Source organism: Sandaracinobacter sp. (genome assembly GCF_041909755.1).
In the GTDB taxonomy this organism is placed as follows: Bacteria; Pseudomonadota; Alphaproteobacteria; order Sphingomonadales; family Sphingomonadaceae; genus Sandaracinobacteroides.
Map to the genome: position 1 here is coordinate 1 of NZ_JAYRCW010000117.1, position 6,563 is coordinate 6,563.

The following is a 6,563-nucleotide window of genomic DNA, read 5'->3' on the forward strand; positions in this document are numbered from 1 at the left end:
TGACAGGGCAGGTGGCGACTCATCTGATCGGCTCCGATGCGTTCCAGGAATGCGACACGGTCGGCATCACCCGCCACTGTTCCAAGCATAATTACCTGGTGAAGGAGACGTCGCGTCTCGGCCCCGTCATCCACGAGGCCTTCCATATCGCGACGACGGGCCGCCCCGGCCCGGTGGTGGTGGACATTCCAAAGGATGTGCAGGTCGCGACGGCGCGCTACGAAAAGCCCGCCCGGATCGAGCACAAGACCTATCGCCCCCGCGTGAAGGGGGACCTCGCCGCGATCGAGGCGGCGGTGGAAATGCTGGCCGTGGCCGAACGGCCGATCCTCTACATCGGCGGCGGCATCATCAATTCCGGCCCCGGCGCGTCGCAGCTGCTGAAGGATCTGGCCCGCCTCACCAAGGCGCCCGTCACCTCCACGCTGATGGGTCTCGGCGCCTTCCCGGCCTCCGATGCGCAGTTCCTGGGCATGCTGGGCATGCACGGCACCTATGAAGCCAATCTGGCGATGAACCAGTGCGACCTGATGCTGTGCCTGGGCGCCCGCTTCGACGACCGGGTGACCGGCCGGCTGGATGGCTTCAGCCCGCACAGCCGCAAGATCCATGTCGATATCGATCCCTCCAGCTTCAACAAGACGGTGCGGGTCGATCTCTGCATCGAAGGCGATGTCGGCCATGTGATCGAGGACATGGTGAAGCTGTGGCGCGCCCGCGGCCACCAGGCGCAGCCGCAGGACGACTGGTGGGCCCGCATCAAGGGCTGGCGCGCCCGCAACAGCCTGGCCTTTACCCAGGAAGGCACGAAGATCCAGCCGCAGCATGCCGTCCGCAAGCTGTGGGAGGCGACGCACAAGCTGAACCCCATCATCACGACAGAGGTCGGCCAGCACCAGATGTGGGCCGCCCAGCATTTCGATTTCGAGAAGCCCAACAAGTGGCTGACGAGCGGCGGGCTGGGCACCATGGGCTATGGCCTGCCCGCCGCCATCGGCGCGCAGCTGGGCAATCCGAAAAGCCTGGTGATCGACATCGCCGGCGAAGCCTCGATCCAGATGAACATCCAGGAACTGGGCACCGCCACCCAATATGATCTGCCGGTGAAGGTGTTCGTGCTGAACAACGAATATATGGGCATGGTGCGCCAGTGGCAGGATCTGACGTACGAGGGCCGCCATTCGCACAGCTATTCGGATTCGCTGCCCGATTTCGTGAAGCTGGCCGAAGCCTATGGGTGGAAGGGCATCCGCATCGAAACGGCGGACCAGCTGGAACAGGGCATCGCCGACATGCTGGCGCATGATGGCCCGGTGTTCGTGGATTGCCATGTGGAACAGCATGCCAACTGCTTCCCGATGATCCCCTCGGGCGCGACCCACACGGAAATGCTGCTGGGGCCGGATCAGGTCGCCGGCAAGGTGGACAAGTCTGCGGAGGCGCTCGTCTGATGGCCGCTCGTGCGAAATCGCTGTTCCCGGCCGAGCCGGTGGAGCGCCACACGCTGTCCATCCTCGTCGACAACGAGGCGGGCGTGCTGGGCCGCATCACCGGCCTCTTCTCGGCGCGCGGCTACAATATCGAAAGCCTGACCGTCGCGGATGTGACGCAGGACGAAAGCGTCAGCCGCATCACCATCGTCACCTCCGGCCCGCGCCGGGTGATCGATCAGATCCGCGCCCAGCTGGACAGGCTGGTGCCGGTGCACAGCGTCACCGACCTTTCCGAACTCGGCCCCTTCGTGGAGCGCGAACTGGCGCTGGTGAAGGTGGCCGGCGTCGGGGAAAAGCGGGTGGAAGCGCTGCGCCTCGCAGACATCTTCCGGGCAAGGCCCGTGGACACCACCACGCAGAGCTTCGTGTTCGAGATTTCCGGCTCCACGCAAAAGGTGGACCAGTTCATCGAACTGATGCGCGAAGTCGGCCTCGTCGAAGTCGCTCGCGGCGGCGTCGTCGCCCTGTCGCGGGGTGCCGCCGCCCACTGACCCTTTCCATCGCCCCGGCCATGATCCGGGGCCCAGTTCAAACCCCCCGAAGGACCAACCAATGCGCGTTTATTATGATGCCGATGCCGATCTGGCGCTGGTGCAGGCCAAGAAGATCGCCATCGTCGGCTATGGCAGCCAGGGCCATGCCCATGCCCAGAACCTCCGCGATTCGGGCGTGAAAGAGGTGGCGATCGCCCTTCGCGCCGGGTCCGCCACGGCCGCCAAGGCCGAAGCGGCCGGCTTCAAGGTGCTGTCCAACGCGGATGCCGCCAAATGGGCGGATATCGTGATGATCCTCGCGCCCGATGAACATCAGGCCGCCATCTACGCCGACGATCTCGCCGCCAACCTGAAGCCGGGCGCGGCGCTGGCCTTCGCCCACGGCCTCAACGTCCACTTCGGCCTGATCGAGCCGCGCGCGGATCTCGATGTCATCATGATCGCGCCCAAGGGCCCCGGCCACACCGTGCGGTCGGAATATGTGAAGGGCGGCGGCGTGCCCTGCCTCGTCGCCATCGCGCAGGATGCCAGCGGCAACGCCATGGATGTGGCGCTCTCCTACGCGTCGGCCGTCGGCGGCGGCCGTTCGGGCATCATCGAAACCAACTTCCGCGAGGAATGCGAAACCGATCTGTTCGGCGAACAGGCCGTGCTGTGCGGCGGCATCACCCACCTGATCCAGGCCGGGTTCGAAACGCTGGTCGAAGCCGGCTACGCGCCGGAAATGGCCTATTTCGAATGCCTGCATGAAACCAAGCTGATCGTGGACCTGCTGTATGAAGGCGGCATCGCCAACATGCGCTATTCCATCAGCAACACCGCCGAATATGGCGACATCACCACCGGCCCGCGCATCATCACGGATGAAACCAAGGCCGAAATGAAGCGCGTGCTGGCCGACATCCAGGCCGGGCGCTTCGTGAAGAACTTCATCCTCGACAACCGCGCCGGCCAGCCCGAGCTGAAGGCCGCCCGCAAGCAGGCCGCCGCCCACCCCATCGAAAAGGTCGGCTCGGACCTGCGCGCGATGATGCCCTGGATCGCCAAGAACAAGCTGGTGGACAAGGCAAAGAACTGAGCAGGCTGAACCGGGTGAACGGCAGGGCCCCCGTGCAACTGCCGTTCATCCGCACCGGCTAAGGGGCGGGAGCCTTCAGGAGATCCGCGATCCTCGCTCTTGCCCTTCTTCTCGCTGCCCACGCTCCGGCCGCACCGGGTCCGGCCGCCGAAGCGCCGCCTGCCCGGCAGCTGTTCATCGCGCCATCGGGCGAACCCTTCCGCGCCGGGGCCGATGCCGCCTATCCGGTGGCGGTCTGGTTCGCCGGCGCAGACAGTGACCGGGACGGCCGGCTGACGCGGGCCGAATTCCTGGCCGATGCGAACCGCTATTTCACCCAGCTGGACAGCAACGGCAACGGCCAGCTCGATGCCGCCGAGGTGGACGCCTATGAGGCCGGCGTGCTGGCCCCGCTCAGCCAGCGGCGCGGCGCGAGCGGCCCCCCGCCCCCCGGCGCGGCTGGCGCGGCTGGCGCGACCGGCGCCGGCGGCCCCCCACCCACCGGCAGCCGCATCGCCCGCCGCCCCGGCGGGCGCGAAGCCGGCCTGCCGCCGGGCGCGGGATTGTATGGCCTCATCAACAGCCCGCACCCGGTGAAGGCCGCCGACCGCGACATGAACAGCCGCGTGGACAAGGCGGAATGGGCCCGCACCCTGTCAGACCGTTTCGCCATGCTCGATGGCGCGAAGCTCGGCTATCTGCAGCTCGAAACCCTGCCGAAAACACCGGCGCAGCAGCGGCTGGCGGACGCCTCCACCAGCGGGCGCTGAACGGTCAGGCCGCCACAGGCTGCGGCTCCGGCCGCCGCCACAGGATCACCACCAGCAGCGTGCCCACGGCAACCGGCGCCAGCATGGCAAGATAGCCCTGGCTGCCAACGCCCGTGTCGAACACCCGGCCCGCAATCCAGCTGGACAGCGCCTGCGCGGGCGCGGTCGCCAGCGCCATGAACATCATCTGCGCTGTCGGGGTGCGGTCATCGCCCCACAGCTGCTGGATGCCCCGCATCGCGCCCAGGAAGGTGCAGGCGAAGCTCATCGCGTGCAGCGCCTGCAGCGCGATCAGCAGCGGCAGCCCTGGCGCGCTCGCCATCAGCGCCCAGCGCAGCAGCGCGCCCACGCCGCCGATCACCATCAGCGTCGATGGCCGCACATGCTCGATGCGCGGCGCCACCAGCATCAGGAACAGCGCCTCCACGATCACCCCGAAGGCAAAGATCCACCCGGCCAGCGTCGCGGAAATGCCCAGCTCGTCGATCCACAGCTTGGTGCCGAAGATGTAATAGAACTGGTGCCCGGCCTGGATCAGCCCGCAGCCGAACATCAGCAGTGCGAATTCGGGCCGCTTCACCATCGCCAGCCCGTCCGCCAGCCGCTGGCCGAAGGGCGGCTGCGCCACCCGGTTCACCGGCTCGGCCGCCATCGTCACGCTGGCGCCCAGCAGGCCCGCCGTCGTCAGCGCCAGCCACCACCAGATGCCCACATTGCCCAGCCAGTCCACCAGCATGCCCGTCGCCACATTGCCCACCACGAACGCAAGCGAGGCAAGGCCCCGCGCCAGTCCGTAATTGGGAATCTCGTGCGGGCGGCACAGGCGCAGCAGCGCCGCCTCCAGGAAGGCGATCATCGCCCAGAAGGTCACCTCGATCGCGAAGGCGAAGGCGAAGGTGACGGAAAACAGGCTGGAAAACCACAAGGCCCCCAGCGCCAGCAGGGATATGGCGGCCAGCAGCTGGATGGGCGCGCGCCGGTCCTTCCGGCCATCCGCCCAGGCGCTGGTCAGCGGCCCGGCCACGATCCGCCCGATCCCCGCCAGAGAGATCACGAGGCCCAGCTGCTCGCCGGTGAAGCCCCGCTCCTCGATCAGCCAGATCGGGAACCATTGGATCAGCCCGCCGAACGCCGCATAGAACAGGCAGGCGGCGAGCATCGCGCGGGACGCGCGCATGTTGAACGTGCGCGGTGCGCGGTCATTGAAGGTGGCCATGGCCCTGATCTCAAGCACGGTTGCACGAGCCCCGCAAGCGGGCCATCAGGCGGTCACGAAGAAAGGGAGAGGATATGGGCAGTTTGTTCGACATGAGCGGCCAGGTGGCCGTGGTGACGGGATCGTCGCGGGGCATCGGCAAGGCGATCGCGCACCGCATGGCGGAACATGGCGCAAGCGTCGTGATTTCCAGCCGCAAGCAGGATGCCTGCGAAGCCGTGGCGGCAGTCATCAACGCGGCGGTGGGCCGCGACGCGGCCGTCGCGAAGGCCGCCAACATCAGCTCGAAAGAGGCGCTGCACGAGCTGGCCGATTTCGCATTGGGTCGCTTCGGCAAGGTGACGGCGCTGGTCTGCAACGCCGCCTCCAACCCCTATTTCGGCCCGATGTCGGGCATCGCGGATGACCAGTTCGTGAAGATCCTGATGAACAATGTGGTGTCGAACCACTGGCTGATCCAGGCGCTGGCGCCCCAGATGCTGGACAGGGGCGAAGGCTCCGTCACCATCGTCAGCTCGATCGGCGGGCTGAAGGCCTCCACCGTGATCGGGGCCTACAACATCTCCAAGGCGGCGGATCTGCAACTGGCCCGCAACCTGTCCGCCGAATATGGGCCGAAGGGCGTGCGGGTGAACTGCATCTGCCCCGGCCTCATCAAGACGGATTTTGCAAGGGCGCTGTGGGAAAACCCCGATATCCTGAAGCAGGCGACAGCGGGCAGCAGCCTGAAGCGCATCGGCGACCCGGATGAAATCGCCGGCATGGCGGTCTTCCTCGCCTCCCGGGCGGGGGCCTTCACCACGGGGCAGGCCATGGTGATCGACGGCGGGGCCACCATCGTCTGACGGGTTGAAATGAAAAGGGGCGGAACCTCGCGGCTCCGCCCCCATACTTCCGGGTTGTTGGCCGCCCTCAGGCGGAAACGGCAACCGTCCGGCGGCGGCGCATGGCGCTGCCCACCAGGCCGAAGCCGGCGATCATCATCGCCCAGGTGGCCGGTTCCGGCACCACATCCCCGCCGTCACCGGTCTGGTACAGCACGAATCCCGAGCTGCCCTTGGTGGCAAAGGGGATGGTCGTCGTGCCGGCGCCCGCGTCGAACTTGTAGAACGCCGTCGCGTTGCCCAGCACGCTGCTGTTGCCGAAGTGGATGCCGAAAATGGTGATCCCCTTCATCAGCGGGGCCGGCGGCGACGTGACGTCGGCTCCGCCAAGGCCGTCGATCTTGAAGTAGCTGTTGAAATCGAACCCGCTGGTATCGAAGCCAAGCGCTTGCAGCGCCGCCTTCTGCGAATCGACCCCGTCCGTGCTGTTGTTCAGAACGTTCTTCTCATAGCCGCCGGCACACGAGGAATAGCTGAAGGGTGCATCAAACACCCCCGCCGTCCCGCAATTGTTGTAGTTCACGGCGACCGCGGCAGATGCGCCAGACGCGGAAAACAGAGCGGCACAGGCAAAAGCGCCTGCCATCAGGACGTGTTTCATGGTTCCAACCCTCGAATTTGCCCCCCGACACCATGGCCCAAGCAAAAA

At 66.6% G+C, this 6,563-nt stretch carries 7 protein-coding genes; 5 read left to right on the top strand and 2 right to left on the bottom strand.

Going from position 1 to position 6,563, the window contains the following annotated elements; translation table 11 throughout:
* From ilvB to ACE3O8_RS12320, 4 genes are all read left to right on the top strand, one after another.
* On the top strand, positions 1–1,451 hold a 1,451-nt coding region (ilvB, locus tag ACE3O8_RS12305; RefSeq protein WP_374390157.1), incomplete at its 5' end, for a biosynthetic-type acetolactate synthase large subunit.
* On the top strand, positions 1,451–1,984 hold the full coding sequence (gene ilvN, locus ACE3O8_RS12310; protein WP_374390159.1) for an acetolactate synthase small subunit: 534 nt from the start codon (positions 1,451–1,453) through the stop codon (positions 1,982–1,984). The genes ilvB and ilvN, both read left to right, overlap by 1 nt.
* 61 nt (positions 1,985–2,045) lie before the next feature.
* The gene (ilvC, locus tag ACE3O8_RS12315) at positions 2,046–3,065 is read left to right on the top strand and encodes a ketol-acid reductoisomerase (protein ID WP_374390161.1); all 1,020 of its coding nucleotides are present in this window, start codon (positions 2,046–2,048) and stop codon (positions 3,063–3,065) included.
* 227 nt (positions 3,066–3,292) lie between these two features.
* The gene (locus tag ACE3O8_RS12320; RefSeq protein WP_374390163.1) at positions 3,293–3,814 is read left to right on the top strand and encodes a hypothetical protein; all 522 of its coding nucleotides are present in this window, start codon (positions 3,293–3,295) and stop codon (positions 3,812–3,814) included.
* Positions 3,815–3,818: 4 nt separating this feature from the next.
* Here ACE3O8_RS12320 and ACE3O8_RS12325 read toward each other — a convergent pair whose 3' ends face one another.
* Positions 3,819–5,030, bottom strand: coding sequence for an MFS transporter (locus ACE3O8_RS12325; RefSeq protein WP_374390165.1), 1,212 nt, complete (start codon positions 5,028–5,030; stop codon positions 3,819–3,821).
* A gap of 74 nt (positions 5,031–5,104) precedes the next feature.
* On the opposite strand from ACE3O8_RS12325, the gene ACE3O8_RS12330 reads away from it, so the two are divergent.
* Positions 5,105–5,875 carry an SDR family NAD(P)-dependent oxidoreductase gene (locus ACE3O8_RS12330; RefSeq protein ID WP_374390167.1) on the top strand — a complete coding sequence of 257 codons (771 nt, stop codon included), beginning with the start codon at positions 5,105–5,107 and terminating at the stop codon, positions 5,873–5,875.
* A 67-nt stretch (positions 5,876–5,942) separates the two neighbouring features.
* On the opposite strand, the gene ACE3O8_RS12335 is transcribed toward ACE3O8_RS12330, so the two are convergent.
* Positions 5,943–6,515 carry a PEPxxWA-CTERM sorting domain-containing protein gene (locus ACE3O8_RS12335; RefSeq protein WP_374390169.1) on the bottom strand — a complete coding sequence of 191 codons (573 nt, stop codon included), beginning with the start codon at positions 6,513–6,515 and terminating at the stop codon, positions 5,943–5,945.
* Positions 6,516–6,563 lie beyond the last annotated feature (48 nt).